The 17,862-nt window shown below is 64.6% G+C and carries 17 protein-coding genes; 3 read left to right on the forward strand and 14 right to left on the reverse strand.

Going from position 1 to position 17,862, the window contains the following annotated elements:
* Positions 1–9: 9 nt before the first annotated feature.
* The 6 genes from proC to CIK75_RS06145 all read right to left on the reverse strand — a co-directional run bounded on the left by proC (position 10) and on the right by CIK75_RS06145 (position 8,018).
* Positions 10–879, reverse strand: a complete 870-nt coding sequence (proC, locus tag CIK75_RS06120) for a pyrroline-5-carboxylate reductase (RefSeq protein WP_086997854.1) — start codon at positions 877–879, stop codon at positions 10–12.
* 70 nt (positions 880–949) lie between these two features.
* The gene (locus CIK75_RS06125) at positions 950–1,777 is read right to left on the reverse strand and encodes a sugar phosphate isomerase/epimerase (RefSeq protein ID WP_086997852.1); all 828 of its coding nucleotides are present in this window, start codon (positions 1,775–1,777) and stop codon (positions 950–952) included.
* A 17-nt stretch (positions 1,778–1,794) separates the two neighbouring features.
* Positions 1,795–2,814, reverse strand: a complete 1,020-nt coding sequence (locus CIK75_RS06130) for an exopolyphosphatase (protein ID WP_086997849.1) — start codon at positions 2,812–2,814, stop codon at positions 1,795–1,797.
* 17 nt (positions 2,815–2,831) lie between these two features.
* Positions 2,832–5,570 carry a type I DNA topoisomerase gene (gene topA / locus CIK75_RS06135; protein ID WP_086997846.1) on the reverse strand — a complete coding sequence of 913 codons (2,739 nt, stop codon included), beginning with the start codon at positions 5,568–5,570 and terminating at the stop codon, positions 2,832–2,834.
* 130 nt (positions 5,571–5,700) lie between these two features.
* Complete coding sequence (locus tag CIK75_RS06140; RefSeq protein ID WP_086997843.1) at positions 5,701–6,342, reverse strand: winged helix-turn-helix domain-containing protein; 642 nt, start codon at positions 6,340–6,342, stop codon at positions 5,701–5,703.
* Between the two features lie 11 nt (positions 6,343–6,353).
* On the reverse strand, positions 6,354–8,018 hold the full coding sequence (locus CIK75_RS06145; protein WP_342744373.1) for a methyltransferase: 1,665 nt from the start codon (positions 8,016–8,018) through the stop codon (positions 6,354–6,356).
* A 64-nt stretch (positions 8,019–8,082) separates the two neighbouring features.
* Between CIK75_RS06145 and CIK75_RS06150 the strand changes: the two genes are divergently transcribed.
* On the forward strand, positions 8,083–8,646 hold the full coding sequence (locus CIK75_RS06150; RefSeq protein WP_241895324.1) for a GNAT family N-acetyltransferase: 564 nt from the start codon (positions 8,083–8,085) through the stop codon (positions 8,644–8,646).
* Here the strand turns inward: CIK75_RS06150 and CIK75_RS06155 are convergent.
* Positions 8,601–9,527, reverse strand: a complete 927-nt coding sequence (locus tag CIK75_RS06155) for a rhodanese-related sulfurtransferase (RefSeq protein ID WP_086997840.1) — start codon at positions 9,525–9,527, stop codon at positions 8,601–8,603. The two genes, CIK75_RS06150 and CIK75_RS06155, sit on opposite strands and share 46 nt — an antisense overlap.
* A 174-nt stretch (positions 9,528–9,701) precedes the next feature.
* Here CIK75_RS06155 and CIK75_RS06160 point away from each other — a divergent pair, with 174 nt between their 5' ends.
* Both CIK75_RS06160 and CIK75_RS06165 read left to right on the forward strand, forming a co-directional pair.
* A complete protein-coding gene (locus CIK75_RS06160; protein ID WP_086997838.1) occupies positions 9,702–10,367 on the forward strand; it encodes a GNAT family N-acetyltransferase in 666 nt (221 codons plus the stop codon).
* 47 nt (positions 10,368–10,414) lie between these two features.
* The gene (locus CIK75_RS06165; RefSeq protein ID WP_086997835.1) at positions 10,415–12,733 is read left to right on the forward strand and encodes a DEAD/DEAH box helicase; all 2,319 of its coding nucleotides are present in this window, start codon (positions 10,415–10,417) and stop codon (positions 12,731–12,733) included.
* Between the two features lie 8 nt (positions 12,734–12,741).
* Here CIK75_RS06165 and CIK75_RS06170 read toward each other — a convergent pair whose 3' ends face one another.
* The 7 genes from CIK75_RS06170 to ssd all read right to left on the reverse strand — a co-directional run bounded on the left by CIK75_RS06170 (position 12,742) and on the right by ssd (position 17,843).
* The gene (locus tag CIK75_RS06170; protein WP_241895326.1) at positions 12,742–13,155 is read right to left on the reverse strand and encodes an Rv3654c family TadE-like protein; all 414 of its coding nucleotides are present in this window, start codon (positions 13,153–13,155) and stop codon (positions 12,742–12,744) included.
* Positions 13,152–13,547 carry a TadE family type IV pilus minor pilin gene (locus tag CIK75_RS06175; protein WP_086997830.1) on the reverse strand — a complete coding sequence of 132 codons (396 nt, stop codon included), beginning with the start codon at positions 13,545–13,547 and terminating at the stop codon, positions 13,152–13,154. The genes CIK75_RS06170 and CIK75_RS06175 overlap by 4 nt, the downstream gene beginning before the upstream one ends.
* Positions 13,548–13,557: 10 nt before the next feature.
* Positions 13,558–13,794, reverse strand: a complete 237-nt coding sequence (locus CIK75_RS06180) for a DUF4244 domain-containing protein (protein WP_086997827.1) — start codon at positions 13,792–13,794, stop codon at positions 13,558–13,560.
* 170 nt (positions 13,795–13,964) lie between these two features.
* On the reverse strand, positions 13,965–14,534 hold the full coding sequence (locus tag CIK75_RS06185; protein ID WP_086997824.1) for a type II secretion system F family protein: 570 nt from the start codon (positions 14,532–14,534) through the stop codon (positions 13,965–13,967).
* Positions 14,531–15,415: a type II secretion system F family protein gene (locus CIK75_RS06190; RefSeq protein ID WP_086997822.1), complete on the reverse strand. Its 885-nt coding sequence runs from the start codon at positions 15,413–15,415 to the stop codon at positions 14,531–14,533. The genes CIK75_RS06185 and CIK75_RS06190 overlap by 4 nt, the downstream gene beginning before the upstream one ends.
* Complete coding sequence (locus CIK75_RS06195; protein WP_086997819.1) at positions 15,403–16,659, reverse strand: TadA family conjugal transfer-associated ATPase; 1,257 nt, start codon at positions 16,657–16,659, stop codon at positions 15,403–15,405. Before CIK75_RS06195 ends, CIK75_RS06190 begins: the two co-directional genes overlap by 13 nt.
* Positions 16,656–17,843 (reverse strand): septum site-determining protein Ssd, encoded by a 1,188-nt coding sequence (gene ssd / locus CIK75_RS06200; protein WP_086997816.1) that lies wholly within the window; start codon positions 17,841–17,843, stop codon positions 16,656–16,658. The genes CIK75_RS06195 and ssd overlap by 4 nt, the downstream gene beginning before the upstream one ends.
* Between the last annotated feature and the right edge of the window lie 19 nt (positions 17,844–17,862).

The following is a 17,862-nucleotide window of genomic DNA, read 5'->3' on the forward strand; positions in this document are numbered from 1 at the left end:
CCGGGGGATCTAGCCGGCCAGCTCGCGAGTGATCTGCGCCGCCCGCTCGGAAGCTGCCTTAACGCCTGAACCGATTCCTGCACGCACCCCCGCCGCGTCGAAGCCCTCCAAAGCGGCCTGGGTGGTGCCCCCGGGGCTGGTGACTGCGGTGCGCAGCGCGGAGGGGTCGGCATGCGGTTCGTCGAGCATGACCCCGGCACCGGCAACTGTCGCCCGCGCCAGATCGCGAGCCAACCCGGTCTCTAGGCCCAGTTCTTCACCCGCAGCGGCCATCGCCTCGGCGAGGTAGAAGGCGTAGGCGGGACCGGAGCCACTCACCGCCGAAACGGCATCGATCTGGTCTTCCGAGACCACGCGCACCATTCCGGATCCGGAGAGCAACGCGGAGACCGCTTCAAGGTCGGCCTCGCTCGTGGAAGAACCTCCCGCGAGAGCCACGACGCCCTTGCCAACGGTCAGGGGGGTGTTTGGCATGGCGCGGACGACCGACTGCCCCTCTGGCAGCGACGCTTCGATCATGGCGATGGTCACCGCGGCGGCCACACTGACGACGACGGCCCGCTCGGGAAGGGCCGGGGCGATATCGCGGCAGGCATCTTGGATACCGACAGGTTTGACGCCCACGAAGACAATGTCGGCCGCTGCCACCGCTTGCCGGTTGGCTTTCTCATCCTCGGAAGTGGCCAGGGTGGCAACCCCGGTGTCGGTCGCTAGGAGCTCCGCTTTTTCGCTGCCACGCACCGTGGCCGTGATGGACTGGGGGTCGAACCCTCCGGCGAGGATCCCACGGAGAATCGCCCCGTTCATGTTGCCGGTGCCGATGAAGGCCAGGCGCTGTCCAGTCGACGGGGTGTCAGGGGTTTCATTCGAAGTTGCCATGGAATCATTCTTCCATGGTGTGTGCACCGGCCGTGTCGCCGCCCCTCACGTGGCGGGCCCGGGGGGCCTCTCAGGACCGCAGCGTGGAGGAATCCGTGGAGGTATCGGCTGGGGCAGGTTCGAGGTGTTCTCGGGCGAAGCGGAGGGTCTCTGCCAGCCATTCCTCGCGTCCGCCGGCTCCCTTGGCCTTGCGGGTCGACACCTCCACGACGACATGGCCGTCCCATCCGCTGTCCCGGAGGTACCGCATCGACTCGACAACCGGCTGGGTGCCCCGTCCGGGGACCAAGTGCTCGTCCTTGCCGTTATCAACCCCATCGCAGAGGTGGACGTGGCTGAGGCGGCTGCCGAGGGACTGAATGGATTGCAGCGAGTCCACGTTCGCGATGGCGGCATGGGAGAAATCCCAGGTGACGTACTCGTAGGGTTGCGGAACGGGGTTCCAGTGCGGCAAGTACATCTTGGCCTCACGGCCGCGGGCCCGCCATGGATACATGTTCTCCACGGCAATACGCACACCGTAATCGTCCATGATCTTCTTGACGCCGTCGGCGAATCCGGTCGCATACCCGCCTTGCCAGCGGAATGGGGGGTGGACGACCACGACATCACTGCCGACGTCACGGGCCATGGCTGCGGACATCTCGATCTTTGACCAGGCATCTCCCCAGACCTGCTGGGTCAGCAGCAGGGTCGGGGCGTGGATCGCCAAGATCGGCTGATCGTAGCGGGAACTGAGTTCGTTCAGCTTGCGGGGGTCCTGCGACAGGTGGTTGCCAGTAACCAGCACCTCGACGCCGTCGTAGCCCAGGTCGTGCGACATGGCGAAGGCATCGTGAACGTTCAGCGGGAACACCGATGCACTGGACAACCCCACCTGAATCGGATCCTTCGACATTGCCTGGCTCCCTCTTTTCAATCGACCGCGCCCACGGTGGGCACCCTCGGCAGCTGGCCGAGTTCGACGTGGCCAACTCCCACGCTACTCCCCAGAGGTAAAGGTCCGTCAAAGATCAGGTGGTCGAAGCGTCGAAGGATCAACCCTTCACGCAGCGCCCACGGGCAGATGCGCAAGGATTTCACGCCGAGGGTGTTCATGGCCACGGAGGCCACGATGGCTCCGGCGAGCATCTGTGGTGCGCGTACTTCGGAGACCCCTGGTAGCTCGGTGCGTTCCAGGGTCGTCATGGCTTCGAGCCGGCGGGTCCAGAGTTTGAGGTCTTCGAGCCGCAAGACCCGTTTGACATGAATTCCCTCGGCGCTGGGCGCGGCCCCGGTGATCCGGGCCAAGGATCTGAAGGTCTTGGACGTACCGGTGACCAGGGTCGGTTTGGGATGTTGGGCGATCCGGGCCAGTGGTTCGGCCAACGTGTCCTTGACGTAGGCACGTAGCGCTTTCACATCGGAGGTGCGGGGCGGATCCCCGGGGAGCCAATCGCGGGTCAGTCGGCCGGCGCCGAGGGGCACCGAAAGGGCCAGCTCAGGGAATTCGTCGGTCCCGTAGGCCATTTCAAATGATCCGCCGCCGATGTCGAGGTCCAGGATGCGTTCCGAACTCCAGCCGAACCAGCGACGGACCGCATGGTAGGTCATCCCCGATTCCTGTTCGCCGGAGAGCTCAGCCAACTGGATCCCGGTTTCCTGCATGACTCGTTCGAGGACGGCCGGACCGTTGCTGGCGCTGCGAATCGCCGAGGTGCAAAACGCGAGCAGATCCTCAGCACGGTGACGGGTGGCGAACAGCGAGGCTTCATGAACAAAATCAAGCAGCTCGCGCTGGCCGTCCTCGGTAATCGCACCGTCCTCGTCGAGGTAAGCCACCAAGGACAGCGGTCGCTTATGCGAGGCGAAGGCAGTGGGCCGTGCACCCGGATAAGCATCGATCAACAGCAGGTGAACCGTGTTCGAACCAATATCAAGGACGCCCAGTCGCATCGCTGCCTCCGCCTGCGCTACTTCTTCTTCTTGGCTGCCGGGCGCTTGGCCGGGGCCTTGCTGCCGCGCTTGACCGGCCCCTTGGCGCGCTTCTCGGCCAATAGCTCCACTGCCTGCTCACGAGTCAGGTCCTCGACTGCGGTCCCCCGCGGAACCGTGATGTTGGTGGCCCCATCGGTGATGTAGGCACCGAAGCGGCCTTCCTTGACGATGATCGGCTTCTCCGAGACCGGGTCGTCGCCGAACTCGGCCAACGGCGGAGTTGCTGCGCGGCCACCGCGTTGTTTGGGCTGGGAGTAGATCTCCAGCGCCTGTTCCAGCGTGATGGTGAAGATCTCCTCCTCGGTGCCGATGGACCGCGAATCGGAGCCCTTCTTCAAATATGGGCCGAAGCGGCCGTTCTGCACGGTGATCTCCACGCCTTCGGCGTCGGTACCGAGCACACGAGGCAGCGAGAGTAGCTTCAGCGCATCATCGAGGGTGATGGTTTCCAAGGACATGGACTTGAACAGCGAACCGGTGCGCGGCTTGATCTTCGCCGGCTTCTTCGGGGGTTTGGGTTTGCCGTTCTTGTAGTATTCCACCGGCCGGGCGGCCAGTTCCTCCTCGGTCGGTTCAACGATCACCTCGGACACGAAGGGACCGTATCGTCCGTCTTTGGCCACGATCTCGCGTCCGGTCGACGGATCGGTGCCCAGGACGCGTTCGGAGGGGCCGGCGTTGTCCATCAGGTCGATGGCCTTTTCGGCGGTGAGTTCATCGGGTGCCAGGTCCTCGGGCACGTTCGCTCGTTCGGGATCGGTGCCCTCCGGGGAGCCTGCGGGCGCCGGACGTTCCAAGTATGGGCCGTATTTGCCCACCCGCAACACGATGCCCGGTGCGATGTCGATCGAGTTGATGGCGCGGGCGTCGATATCACCGAGATTCTCGACGATTCCCTGCAAACCCTTTTCCTCGCCGTCGCCGAAATAGAAGTCTTTCAGCCAGGCAGAGCGGGCCAGATGACCTGCGGCGATCTCATCGAGATCATCTTCCAAACGGGCAGTGAACCCGTAGTCGACGTACTGGGCGAAGTGTTCCTCGAGCAGGCGGATCACCGAGAACGCGATCCAGCTCGGCACCAGGGCGCCACCGCGCTTGGTGACGTACCCACGATCCATGATGGTCGAAATCGTGGGGGCGAACGTCGAGGGCCGACCGATCTCTCGTTCTTCGAGTTCGGCGATAATCGAGGCCTCGGTGTAACGCGGCGGTGGGGAGGTTTCGTGGCCCGAAGCCGTGACGTCTGTGCCCACGAGGGCGTCGCCTTGGGTCAGCTGTGGCAGACGGCGCTCGGCGTCCTTTTCTGCTTCTTCGGCCGCTGAGACGTCCTTGCCCTCTTCATAAGCGGCCATGAAACCGCGGAAGGTGATGACCGTACCGGAGGCTGAGAATTCGGCGCGCCGGCCGTCGGTGGATTCACCGGCGAGTCGGACCGAAGCGGTCGAGCCCTTGGCATCAGCCATCTGTGAAGCAACGGTGCGCTTCCAGATCAGTTCGTAGAGGCGGAACTCATCGGCCCCGAGCTGAGATTTCACATCGCGAGGACGGCGGAAGGCGTCGCCAGAAGGCCGGATGGCCTCGTGGGCCTCCTGGGCGCTATCGGATTTGGCCTTGTACATGCGTGGCTTGGACGGTACCGATTCCTGCCCATACAGTTCGGCGGCCTGTTTCCGGGCGGCCGAGACTGCCTCGTTGGAGAGGAACACCGAGTCGGTACGCATATAGGTGATGTAACCGTTTTCGTACAGACGCTGGGCGACCTGCATCGTCGACTTCGATGACCACCGTAATTTGCGTGAAGCTTCCTGCTGCAGGGTCGAGGTGGTGAAAGGTGCTGCGGGACGGCGCGTATACGGCTTGGTGTCGACATTGGTGACAGCGAAGTCGCTATCCTGCAGGCCAGCGGCCAGCGAGGTAGCGGCTGCTTCGTCCAGGTGGACGACTGCGGTGCCGGATTTGGGGGTCTTCAGTGCGCCCCGGTCATCGAAGTCACGGCCAGCGGCCACACGGCCACCGTCCACGGCAACGAGCTTGGCGCGGAATGACTCCCCGGCGGTGGTGGCGAATTCGCCGGCCAGATCCCAGTAGAAGGCCGAGCGGAAAGCCATCCGTTCGCGTTCACGTTCAACGACCAGGCGGGTGGCCACGGACTGCACGCGACCTGCCGAGAGCCCCCGGGCGACCTTGCGCCACAAAACGGGCGAAATCTCGTATCCGTAGAGCCGATCCAGAACACGACGGGTTTCCTGCGCATCGACCAGATCGGTATCGAGCTCACGGATGTTCTCCATGGCCCGGGCGATGCCTTCCTGGGTAATTTCCGTGAAGGCCAGACGATAGACCGGAACCTTGGGCTTGAGGACCTGCAGGAGGTGCCACGCGATGGCTTCGCCTTCGCGGTCCGCATCGGTAGCCAGATAGAGTTCGTCGGCATCCTTGAGCTCGGCTTTGAGCTCCGAAACCTTCTTCTTCTTGTCCGGATAGACCACGTAATAGGGCTCGAAGTCATTTTCCAGGTCGACGGCGAACTTGCCGACCGGGGACTTCTTCAGTTCCGCCGGCAGCTCCGAGGGCTGCGGAAGGTCCCGGATATGACCGACCGAGGCATCGACGATGAAGCCGTCGCCCAGGTACTTGGCGATCGACTTACTCTTGGCCGGTGACTCGACGATCACGAGTTTCTTGCCGGTTTTTTCCTTGGCCTTGGGGGGCACAACACTCCTATTTGCAGCTGATGGCACGCCGTTGGGGGCGCACCTGCTCATTCTGCACTAGGTTAGCCGCTTCCGGCACACCAACTGCAAGCCAACACCCCCGGTTGTGGTCAACGCCGCGTTGGCCGGGTCAGGAATCGGTGGCGGCAACTTCCGGCAGGAAGGAGAGCATGTAGTAGATCCGTTCGCCTTCCACACCACGTTCTTCCGGTTCTGCCATGGCCTCATATTCGTCAACCAGCCCGTAGACCCGTTGAGCGAATTCCTCCTGTAGTTCCTTGCGCAGGAACACCATGCCGGTGGTCAGAACCGGTGGCCGGCCCGGAGACGGTTCGATTCCTGCCTTACGTTCTGCATCACGGCGGTTGATCTCCACGCTGAGCCGTTCGCGGAAGGCATTGAGTTGGACGTTGAGGAACGCGTTCTTGGCTGCCGTTGATTCGGTCAGGGAACCGACCACCAGCTGATCCCCGGCCGCCTTCCAACGACGCTCTCGCCCATCCCCTTCACTGGCGGCACGTTCGACATAGCCGTATTTCTCCAACGCCCGCAGATGATAACTCATGGCGCTAGGCGTCAGGTTGCAGCGCGAAGCCAGTTCGGTCGCGGTACGGGTGGACTGCGAGGCGAACAGCTCTTCGAGAACCTCCAACCGGGCTTCATGTGCCAACGCACGGATGGCCTGCGGGTCACTGATGACCACCGGCTTTTGGGCCTCTCGCCGGAACTTTGCCTCAGTGGGCAGCTCTTCTCCGGATGTGTTCTGAGTCATACAAAAAAAGTTTAGCCTTTGTTTCGCATTTCGGTGACGAACCCTTGGGTAACGAGTCGATCAACACTGGCCAGTAGGTCATCGGCAATCTCCTGCGGGTCCCCTTCCACCAGGGAGGCAACGGCCTGCGCCAGCACACCCGCGCTGAATTCGCCATCGCAGGCTGAAACGAATCCGGCCTCCGCCGAACTGAGCAGGGTGGTCCGGCGCAGCCCGGCCCCCTGCCGCAGCAGAATGACCCCCGGATGTTGCGCACCGGGGCGCTGGTGCCGTTCTTCGGTCACATCATCGGCAACCACCAGAACGAGTTCCGCGCGGTCACGTCCCATCAGGGAGTCGGTGGCCTCGATCTGCGCCTGCAGATACGGAGCGATGGGCTGCTCCAGGGGATGAGCGATCTCCTCGAATCGGAGGCCGAACCCCAGTTGCCCCGGTTGAACCGGCCGGCGGAGCCAGAGCATGCCAAAGCCGATCCCGTCCACGTCACGGCCGGCGAAGTCTTCCAAATAGTCGCCATAGGCCTCGGCGTAGGCTTCCTGATCACGCCCCTGAGAGGCGTCACGCAACCAGGTTTCGGCATAAACCTCGGGGGCGGTGACATCTCGCTGGATGAACCACGCCTCCGTGCCGGAAGAAATCCAGGAACGCGGCCGAACCTCCCAGGCACTAGGTGTTTTATCATCCGGTGCAATTTCACCTTCCGGAGGGTTTTCGTTGTTCGACGCAGGCTCTGCGGCGGCTCTGATTTCCCAGTTCGCCAACAGCTGTGCCGTGCCCCCTGGCGCGAGCACGGCAGGCAGGCCGCGGACGAGGGACTCGACGAGGGAGTCTCCGGGCATGCCTCCGTCACGGTAGGTGTATCGGTCTTCGGCCCGCTCGGTCTCCCGCCGCGGGGTGATCACGAAGGGTGGGTTGGAAACGACTAGATCGAACTCTTCCCCCGCTACGGGTTCAAGCAGTGAGCCGTGTCGAAGCTGGACCCGATCCTCGAGCCGTTGTGGATCCAGCCCCAGTGTCTGGTGGTTGAGCAGGAGGTTGAACCTGGCGAAGGCCAGGGCCCGTTCCGAGATATCGGTGGCCACGATTTGCTGGCAGTGGGTCAGCAGATAGAAGAGCTGGATACCGGATCCCGTGCCGAGATCCAACGCTTTTTCCACGGGGCGACGAATGACCGCCTGCGCCAGTGTCACCGAGGCGCGGCCGACGCCCAGCACGTGGTCATGCCGCAACGGCCCGGGCCTTTGGTGGGCCCCGAGGTCGCTGGCAATCCACGTTTCGGCAGCTACATCGCTAGCGTGGGGGCGCAGATCCGCAGCAGCACGGAAATATTCTCCGTCCGCTTCGATCAACTGCAGTCGGCTGGCACCTGCGGCCCCGGTCAGTGGCAGTGCAGCATCGAGAACTTCCGCACCGAAGGACATCCCCAGAAGCCACAAGCCCACCAGCACCGGCAAAGCTTCGGTGGTTCCGCCCTCCAGGACCCTCTCAACGACCAGTTTGGCCGGTACGATCTGGTCCCGCCCCAGAGCCTCATGGGCGGCATCGCCGAGCAGTACGGCCACGGCATCCTGAACATAGCCGGCCCGGGTCAGATCTGCGGCGAGTGCTTCGAGTAGATCCTGCTCGTGACTCAGCGGGGCATGGTTCATGACGGAGAGGGGGTCCGAGATATTCACCTCTTGAGCCTATCGGCGGATAGGCTTCCGATGCACTGACCGCACCGGAACTTGAGGAGCAGTTTTGACCTTGGTCACCACGACGTCCCTGCAGATGACCTCTGCCGGGTCCTTGAACCCTGCTGCCCGCCCCCTGCCCGAGGGGGCCCGGATCGAACGGGTCCCGGGGATCACCGCCGACTACAGCAAGTTCCTCTACCGTTCGGTGGGCGGATCCTGGAACTGGGCGGATCGGCTTCCCCTGACCCGAGAGCAGTGGTCGGCCGAAGTTCAACGCGATGGCAGCGAGACCTGGGTGTTGACGGTCGACGGCGCTCCGGCCGGCTACATCGAACTCGGCGGTTCAGCCGACGGGGTCGTGGAAATCGTCTATTTCGGTCTTTTCCCCGAACAGCTCGGACGCGGCCTTGGCGGTCTGCTGCTCAGCGAAGGGACGGCACGGGCCTGGGACCTCCATACCCGATGGGAGGGGTTCGCTGCCGTCCACCGTGTGTGGGTCCACACGTGCTCTCTTGACGGTCCTGCTGCCCTGGCCAATTACCGGGCCCGCGGCTTCGAGGTCTTCGCAGTCGAAGAGGCAGATCAGGTGGTGGGGGACGGCTCGAGCGGGCTCTGGCCGGAAGCGTAGCAATCGGGGCAGAGCCGCAGCTGGTCGTCGGAGGCACAATCAGCGCAGAATAAGCGCAATTTGCGGCAGGAGGCCGTGGCGCAGTTCTCGAACTTATTTGTCGGCCCCTGGCAGCCCACGCAGCGCCCGACCGTCACCGCCTCTGGCGTGAATTCCAGGTGCATCCGACGGTCGAAAACATAGAGCGATCCCTCCCACATGCCGCGGTCCCCATACTGTTCGCCGTAGCGTGCAATACCGCCTTCGAGTTGGTAGACCTCATGGAAACCGCGGTTGAGCATCAGTGCCGAGAGCACCTCACAGCGGATGCCGCCGGTGCAATACGTGACCACTGGTTTATCTTTCAGGTCATCATATTTTCCCGAGTCGAGTTCCTTGACGAAGTCGCGGGTGGTCTGCACGTCAGGAACGACGGCATCACGGAATTTGCCGATCTGCGCTTCGAAGGCGTTGCGTCCGTCGAAGAAGACCACCTCTTCTCCCGCTTCGCGACGGGAGTCAACGAGTTCATGGACCTGTTGGGGACTCAGATGCCGACCGCCGCCTTGGACTCCGTCATCGGTGACCGTCAATTCGCCCGGCGCCCCGAACGAGACGATCTCCTCACGGACCTTGACCGAGATTCGCGGGAAATCCTCTGCGCTCCCGTCGCTCCACTTCACATCCAGGCCATGAAAAGCAGGGTATTCGCGTGTGGATTTCAGATATTGCTTCACCGCACGGATTTCCCCGCCCACGGTTCCATTGATTCCGTCCCGCGAAATGAGGATGCGTCCGCGCAGCCCCCATTGCTCGAGGAGTGACCGCTGCCAGAGGCGCATGGCCTCGGGATCGGGCAACGGTTTAAAGGCGTAAAAGAGGGCGATGCGGTGCTGGGCCATCCCTTAAGGATAAGGCGAGCACCCCCGACTCAGCGCCTGCACCGGGACCGCACCTTCGGCACCGGGGATGAGGGCCCCACTGAACGGTCGCCGTCGTTAACAATTCGCTACCAAAGTGCCGAAGTTGCCCTCCCGACTCTGCAGAGGATCGCACCACCGGGTATTGTCAGAAGCATGGGATCGACTGCAACTGACAATTTGATTGGCGTCTGGGTCACCGGCTGGGTCGGTGCCCGCGGTTATGAAAGCCGCACCGAAGGCCGGGTCCATGCCGCCCTGCGCCACGACACGAGCGGGGACTGGGAATACATCATCCACGAGCCCAGCTCCGAGGAGCTCGTGGCCGTCAGTGAGACGTTGCATAAGCACCCTGCCCGTCGGCTGACGATCGTCACCAACGATTCCCTCAGTACCACCGAGGCTGCCCTGACGGCCGGCTTGGGTGTGGTCACTTCGGACGAGGCCTTGATGGTCGCCGATATGTCCGGCCAGGACGTGGAATCACCTCGACCTGCCGAGGGCTTCACCATCGAGACGGAACGTGATGGCAAACATGCCTACGTCTCCATTCACCTCGAAGATGATCCAGAGGTCGTTGCCGCCAGCGGGCACGTCGCCGTCGTCGACGAGTACGCCGTCTTCGACCGGATCATCACCGCCAATGATTTCCGTCGCCGCGGACTGGGCAGCCTGGTGATGCGGGCCCTGGTTTCACTGGCTCTGGAACACGATGTCGAAGAGGGCCTCTTGGTCGCTTCCACCGATGGGCAGGCGTTGTATCACTATCTGGGTTGGACCCCCATCGGCAGCATCGTCACCCTTGAGGGCCAGAAGGACTAATCGCCCCCGGCCACCATTCTGTCGGCCAACGATGCCACAATGATGCGGTGAGAGAACCCAACGCACTCATTGAGCAACTGGGCCATGGTGCTTCCCCGGACGCATTGACGCATTTACACGTCATTCCTGCCCGAGAAGCAGTCCATGGCCCGTGGCCCGAATGGGCGCACCCAGAGGTCGTGGAGGCCTTCGAACGATCCGGAGTCCAGACTCCTTGGTTGCATCAGGTGCAGGCTGCGCACAGCGCCCACGAGGGCCAGCACACCATCGTTGCCACGGGCACTGCCTCGGGCAAATCCCTGGCCTACCAACTGCCGGCCTTGGACGCGGTCCACCGGGCCGAGCTGGACCAGACGGTCAGCCTGCAGGCCACCGGTGCTGTAGTTCTCTACCTCTCCCCCACCAAGGCGTTGGCCGCCGACCAACGCTCGGCGCTGATCGGGTTGGGGTTACCCACGCTGAAGGTCGCCAGCTACGACGGGGATACCGAGCCCGGAGAACGCCGCTGGGTACGCGATCATGCCAACCTCGTGTTGACCAATCCAGACATGCTTCATTTCGGCATTCTGCCCAACCACCCTGGATGGGCCAGGTTCTTCCGTCGGCTGAGCTATGTGATCATCGACGAAGCCCACAGTTATCGGGGAGTCTTCGGTTCCCATGTGGCCAACCTGCTGCGGCGCCTGCGTCGAATCTGCGCCCACTACGGGTCAGATCCCGTGTTCATCGGCGCATCGGCGACCAGCGCCGACCCGGCCGAATCCTTCGGTCGGCTCATCGGCGCCGAGGCACGTGAGGTGACTGTTGATTTCTCGCCCCACGGTCAAACCGTGGTGGCACTCTGGGAGCCCCCTCTCTTGGAGGGGCGGGGCGAGAACGGTGCCCCGGTCCGCCGCACCGTCATCGCCGAAACTGCTGATCTCTTGGCCCATCTGGTCAGTGGCCAGGTCCGCACTATCGCGTTCATCAAATCGCGGCGGGGTGCCGAAACCATTTCCAGCATCGCCCGGCGGCTGGTCGACGAGGTCCACCCCTCGCTGCCCGGACGTATTGCCGCCTACCGTTCCGGCTACCTGCCGGAGGAACGTCGGGACCTGGAAATCCAACTGCGTACCGGCGAACTGCTGGGAATTGCCTCGACTTCGGCCCTGGAACTGGGCATCGACGTGGCCGGTTTGGACGCGGTGCTGGTGGCGGGTTGGCCGGGAACCCGTGCCTCGTTCTTCCAGCAGATCGGCCGCGCAGGGCGAGCTGGGCAGGACGCACTGGCCACGTTCGTCGCCAGCGACGATCCCTTGGATACCTATCTGGTCCACCACCCCGAAGCCATTTTTGAAACCTCGGTAGAGGCGACCGTCTTCGATCCTTCCAACCCCTACGTCCTGGGGCCCCACCTGTGTGCCGCAGCCGCTGAACAGCCCTTGCGGGCCGAGGACGTCGACCTCTTTGGCCCCACCGCAGCCGGGCTCTTGGATTCACTCGTCGAGCGGGGCTACCTGCGTCGGCGCCCTTCGGGCTGGTTCTGGACCCACCCTGAAAATGCTGCGTCGATGGTCAACCTCAGGGCGGACGGCGGCGGCCCGATGAACATCATTGACGCCGACACCGGGGCCCTCCTGGGAACCATGGGCTCTCCCCAGACGCAGTACCAGGCGCATACCGGAGCGGTCTATGTGCACCAAGGAACCACGTATGTGGTGGAGGAACTCAATGAGCAGGACCATTGCGTGCTGGTGCAGCGAGCTACCCCTGATTTCTACACCCAAGCCAGAGACATCACGACCATTGGTGTTCTCGAAGTTCTCCGCACCCTGGATTGGGGCCCGGTCCAGGTGCACTTCGGCGAGGTAAAGGTGACCACACAGGTGGTTTCCTTCCAACGCAAGGCGTTGGTCTCCAACGAGATCCTCGGCGAAGAGCCTCTGGAACTCGATGCTCGGGACTTGTTCACCAAAGCCATCTGGTTCACGGTGCCTGAACGTGAGATGGCGGCCGCCGGAATCTTGCCCGACGCGGCCCCCGGAGCCTTGCATGCTGCAGAACACGCAGGCATCGGCATGCTCCCCCTGGTGGCCACCAGCGACCGATGGGATATCGGTGGGGTCTCCACGGCTTTGCATATGGATACCGGGATGCCCACCATCTTCGTCTACGACGGGCATCCCGGCGGAGCGGGTTTCGTCGAGCGGGCGTACGACCAGGTGACCACCTGGCTGCGCGCCACACGCGAAACCATCACCGCCTGTGAGTGCGATGCGGGATGCCCCTCTTGCGTCCAGTCCCCCAAATGCGGCAACCGCAATAATCCTTTGGACAAGGCAGGAGCCGTCGCCTTGCTAGACCTGTTGCTGCGCCACTCCTCATAAGCGGCGGATCAGGCCGGAGGCGCCCAGGGGCTCGTCGGCGGTCCGGCCCGGGAACGACCGCTGGCTTCCACCCCCAACGGGGCCAGCCACGACAGGCCCGGCCCGAGCGGGACACTGGTCCAAATATCGACGAGCACACCACCACTGCCCGACCTGAGGCATTGGTCCACCTGAGCCCCGTTACGTGCTGCCGTCCGAGCTGCGACGGCGCACGGCTCACCGGTGGTCAGCCCACGAGCCGCGTCGGCGGCAGCCAACGCGGCCAGATCGGCAGAGCCTGCCGCCCGACTGGCAGCCGTGGCCACCGCAGACACCGAGAGGACCACGACGAGACAGAAGGCCAGGCCGGCGACGAGACCCACGACCAGCAGTGTGCCGGAACCGTGTTCGGCTCCCGAACCACGCAGCTCGGACGTCTTCACGGCGCTCCTGTCAGGGACCATTGGCGCCCACCGGGACGTTGCGGGCCTTCTTCGGTTCGCGCTTGGGCTTGTGCGCTGAGCACTAGGAGCTCGCGATCAGAGAACCAGGGCAGGGTGATCGTTCGAGTAACTTCAACACTGCGATACCGGCCAGCGGGTCCGACCCGGACGGCGGTACTCTCCCCCGCCAGGCGGTGCCCGGTTTCCACGGCATGGGCTGCAGGTTCTCCGCGGGCCAGTTCCCGGGCTGCTGCCCGGGCTGCCTGCTCCAACCTGATTTGGGTGCTACCGCATACGCCGGCACCCAAAACCAAGGCGAGGAAGGCGGCCACGACCGGCAGCAACACGGCGAATTCCGCCGTGCTGCTGCCCCGCTGATGGTGTAGTGACATGACCGGTCCCTTAGAAGGACAGGGCCTGACGGACCAGCCCCATCAGCAGCTCACGGACGCCTCCGCTGCTCAGAATGCTCACTAGCAGCCCGGCAAACCCCACGGCGGCCAGAGCCACGATGGCAAATTCGGCGGTAGCGATCCCCTCCTCGCCTCCTCCTGCTGCTGAAGGCAGCGCAGAGGCGCTGTCCTGGCCGATCGCACGGTCCTGCCCACCGGGGTCGACCTGTTCGTCCTGCTCGTTCATGATGTTCTCCTGTCTCTCTGGCTGCGGGCCCCACCATGGGACCTGTCTCCACTGTCGGTGCCGGCGAGGCCGGAACGGGGTCGGGAGAACACCCTCTGGACAACGCAGCCACCACCCCATCCTGTGAGGGGTTCGTGGGCCGGCAGGAGCCCGCAGTGCCGCAGGCACGGTTAGCCGAGCGCGGGCAGCAGTGCCATCACCATGGGGACAATGCCCAGGCAAATAAAAGCCGGCAGAGCGCAGACGCCCAGCGGAATAACCATCTTCACACCCAGTTCCGCGGCCTCCTTCTCGGTTCTTCTGGCCTCAGCCCTGAGTGCCTGGTCCGCTGCAGAGCGGAGTAGGCCCGCCGTGGCGGCCCCGGTGAGGTGGGCAAAGGCCAGTGCCTCACCGATGCCTCGCAATTCGACGGGGGCAGTCTGCCAGGCCCGCTGCCAGCTGACACCCAAATCCAGGCACCGGACCACCGGCTGCAATCCCCGGCAGGGGGCCACCTCGCGTCCCAGAGTGGCCAGGACACCATCAACAGGGAGCCCCGAGTCAAGCAAAGTGGCAGCCAGTTCCAGTAAAAGCGGAACATCGGCCGTCGTCGGCCGCTGGTGAGCTGGTTCGGTGGCCGGCCGAAGGGGGCCTGATCCTGTCCCCGCACCGGTGTCTCGCCGCGAAGAGGGGCGGTGATGGACGGCCAGGGAACAAAATGCCGTCACCCCGGCGAGGAGCGCGGCGACCAGGACCGTCATCGACGCCGCCCACTCCCCCGGAGACGCCGCCGAGTCGTCGGCGGTCGAGCCGCAGCCAGAAGATGTCGGCTCCACAGCGCGTTGGCCCCCCACAGTGCGCCACCGGCCATCAGACACATCCTTCCCAGAGCGGTTCCGGTGAGCACCCCGAGCGGGTCGGCACCCATGAGCTGGGCCAACCCCAATCCCAGGGCCGGTAGCCAGGCCAGTAACTTCTGTGTCATCCGGGGTCCGGCCAAGGCGGCTTCGAGGGCGCGACGTCGATCTTGTTCGGCTTCGAGCTGGTCGGCGAGTCGTTGGAGTAGCTCTCCTAAGGGAGCACCGGTGGACTCCGAGAGACGGATGCACCACAGAAGTCGCTGCCAGGCGTGGCTAAATTCTGGTTGTTCGCGCTGATGGCGTTCGATACCTGACGATGGGCCCGAACCGGTTTCGTGGGAGATCCGAGCAGCACGACAAGCCGCCACAATATCCCGGGCGGCAGTAGTGGTGGCGGCCCGTTGATTCCGCCAGCCACGCCGTGGACCCCGTGCGGTTTTCCGTTGACCTTCGGCCTGCGGAATTCTCATACCCCAGGTGGTTTCCAAGAGCATCCAGACTTCACCGGGATGCCGGCCCGAACGCAGCAAGGCAGCCAGTTGGCGCATCAATTCGACGTGGTCGTCCACGCCCATCCCGGCAGCCGGGCCACGGGGACGGAACCATCGCTGGCCTGCGCCGCGGCGACGGGCGGCTTCGGGCGCGGCGTCCCCCGGAAAGCCGGAACCTGCCCCTATTGGGTTCGCAGTAGGCCCCTGGACTCGGGGAAGCTTGGTGAAGGCCGGCAGAAACCAACAGGTCAGCCCGGCCAGGACGGTGCCCGTGATGATCACCAGGGACATGGAAGGGACCTTTCGGCGAGCAGCCCGGCCAACCATTCGGCCGAAGGCCCCGGCCGCAGTGTTTGGTCCGTACCCATTTGCAAGACCGGGGAGACCGTGAGAAACCCACGCCCATCCCGTACCAAACGCCCCAGTTCGAGCGGGCTGCGCTGTCCTGCCGTTCGGCTCATGTGAATGATCAGGTCCAGGGCGCTGGCCGTCTGGACGGTGAGCGCGTCGCCGGTCATTCCCGACAGGGCAGCCAAGGCCGCCAGCCGGGCGGGGACCGCGGCGGCGGAACTGGCGTGCACCGTGCCGCCGGCTCCGTCGTGTCCGGTGTTCATGGCGGTGAGAAAGTCGCTGACCTCGGCGCCGCGGCATTCCCCGACGACCAACCGGTCGGGGCGCATGCGCAGGGCTTGCCGGACCAGTTCCGTCATTCCCACCGCGCCGGCCCCCTCGATGTTTCCGGTCCGGCATTGCAGGCTGACCACATGGGGATGGTCCGGTTCAAGTTCTCTCGCGTCCTCGACGATCAGGATTCTTTCGGTGGGCTCACATTCGCCCAGCATCGCTCCGAGCAGTGTGGTTTTTCCGCTACCGGTTCCCCCGCTGACCAGGAAGTTCAGCCGCGCACCGATCACTGCCGTGAGAACCGGGTGCCAGGGGTTGGAGATGCCGCCGGGCAGGATGGCTTCCAGCCCCACGGATTTACCGGCTCTGACCCGCACCGAGATCAACGGTCCACCGGCAGAGATGGGCGGGAGGACGGCATGGATGCGGTAGCGTCCCACGACGACATCGGCGAAGGGTTGGGCCCCATCGAGCCTGCGTCCGCCAGAGGCCGCCAATCTCACGGCCAGTGCCCTGATCCGTTCGGGTTCGGTGAACTGCAATGTGGTGCGGCGCAGTCCCACGTCGCTGTCCCGCCAGACCAGTCCGGCTGCGTCAACGAGAACGTCGGTGGTTCCCGGTTCATCCGCGATGGCTTGTAGCGGGCCCAGGCCCTGCAGGTCCTCCTGGAGCAGACGAATGACCTGGGCTGCGCTACCGCTGCCGACCACCAGCCCGGAGGACCGCACGGCACCGGCCAAATCTGCCCCGGTCAGCGGTCCCGCCCCGCTCAACGCCCGTTGCCGCACCTCCTCCAACAGGCGTTCGTCGAGGCCTGGCCCAGCGGGGTGTGCGGATTCCTGTGGATCCCAGCGGCGGCGCCCGCTGGGCTGTTCCTCAGTACGAGCGTTTGATGGCCCATTGCTGCTCATGAGGTCCCCTGCCCCAGGCTGGCCGGGTCGTCATCGGGCGGCAACGTCCACCCCACAATTGTTCTGAGCCTGCGGCGCAGACGACGGCGGGTGAACACCCCACCCAGTCGTCCTTCCCCGGCCGCTGTAGCGAAGGCAGCAGTGGCAGGAACATACCCCAGCAGTTCCAGGTCCACAGCGGAGGCCAACCGGCTGGGATCGATGCCGGTGGGCAACCGTCCCGTGACTACCAGGCGCCGGGGGCCCCGGTGGGCCTGCCCACCACCGGGACGGGCAGGACCGACACCAGTCATGGTTCCCGGCGCCACGATAATCACCGAGTCCGCCAGGGAGGCCAGTGTCTGGTCCACCCCGACGGCTCTACCGGCATCGACAACCACCGTGTCGAAGGTCCTGCGTGAAGCGGCGATGACCTCATTCACCATCGCGGGCGGGAGTGTTTCGGGGGTGCTGCCGGACCAGGTCAGCACCGCTGTGCCGTCGGCTGCCGGCAAGACGTCGGCAAGATGCCCGGGAGCGATGCGCCCCCGGGAGCGCATGAAGTCCTCCCATCCCACCCCGGAAACCGTCGGCCGTCCCAAGAGCGGCCACAGCCCCCGGCTCTGCGGGTCCGCATCGACCAGCAGGCTCCGGACACCCCGGCGGCCGGCCCCCACCGCCGAGAGCACCGCCAAGGTGGTGGTTCCGGCACCGCCGGTCGCCCCGGAAAAGACCGTCACCCGTCCCCGCCCGGAATGCAGGGCCCGTTCCCCGAGGTATTCCCCCAGCCAGGCAGCTGCTTCGGGCAGCACCGCCACCCGCGATCCGGGATCCCTGGCCGCCGCCCGCCAAAGGTCCTCACCGTCGGGGCCGAACCCGACCAGCACCACCGGAGCCCCTAACCTGCCGGCGACGGACTCCAACGCGGCGTCGTGGCCCAGCAAAATCATGGAACAGCCCTCTGGAACGGTATCGGGAAGCGTCCGTTGGAGCTGCAGCACAACACCGCAGGCGGCAGCAATGAGGGCGACGTGATCGGCCAGTCGTTCATCACGGGTGACCAGGAGGCAACCGGTGCCTGCCGGTCCGCCGTTTTCCGTCTGTTCCCATCCGGTCGCCTCCGGGGGGTTGAAGGGGTCACCCCTCTGCTCGGCAGTTGTGCCTGATGGTGGTGCCGAGGGGGTGAATGCTGGCGACTGATCCATGGGCCTACCGTGCCCCAGC

The sequence above is a fragment of the Glutamicibacter sp. BW78 genome, assembly GCF_002332245.1.
Taxonomy (GTDB): Bacteria; Actinomycetota; Actinomycetes; order Actinomycetales; family Micrococcaceae; genus Arthrobacter_H; species Arthrobacter_H rhombi_A.